This is a genomic window from Caloranaerobacter azorensis DSM 13643 (assembly GCF_900129995.1).
GTDB lineage: Bacteria > Bacillota > Clostridia > Tissierellales > Thermohalobacteraceae > Caloranaerobacter > Caloranaerobacter azorensis.
Genome location: NZ_FQXO01000002.1, coordinates 1 through 558, shown reverse-complemented (window position 1 = coordinate 558; position 558 = coordinate 1). Strand labels below are relative to the sequence as shown.

Sequence of the window (558 nt, the reverse complement as noted above, 5' to 3'; positions counted from 1 at the left end):
TTCAAAACTGCACAGCGTTTTTTCTGGTCAAGCCCTCGACCTATTAGTACCTGTCAGCTAAAGGCATTACTGCCCTTACACCTCAGGCCTATCTACCAGATAGTCTTTCTGGGGTCTTACTCCTTGCGGATGGGAAATCTTATCTTGAGGGGGGCTTCGCGCTTAGATGCCTTCAGCGCTTATCCCTTCCAGACTTGGCTACCCAGCTGTGCCCCTGGCGGAACAACTGGTGCACCAGCGGTCTGTCCATCCCGGTCCTCTCGTACTAGGGACAGCTCCTCTCAAATTTCCTACGCCCACGGCGGATAGGGACCGAACTGTCTCACGACGTTCTGAACCCAGCTCGCGTGCCTCTTTAATGGGCGAACAGCCCAACCCTTGGGACCTACTTCAGCCCCAGGATGAGACGAGCCGACATCGAGGTGCCAAACCTCCCCGTCGATGTGGACTCTTGGGGGAGATAAGCCTGTTATCCCCGGGGTAGCTTTTATCCGTTGAGCGATGGCCCTTCCACTCGGTACCACCGGATCACTAAGTCCAACTTTCGTTCCTGCTCGA

1 rRNA gene is annotated in these 558 nt (G+C 55.4%); it reads right to left on the bottom strand.

Annotated elements, in window-relative coordinates:
- Positions 1-23: 23 nt before the first annotated feature.
- Positions 24-558, bottom strand: a 23S ribosomal RNA gene (locus BUB51_RS00010); the annotation flags it as partial.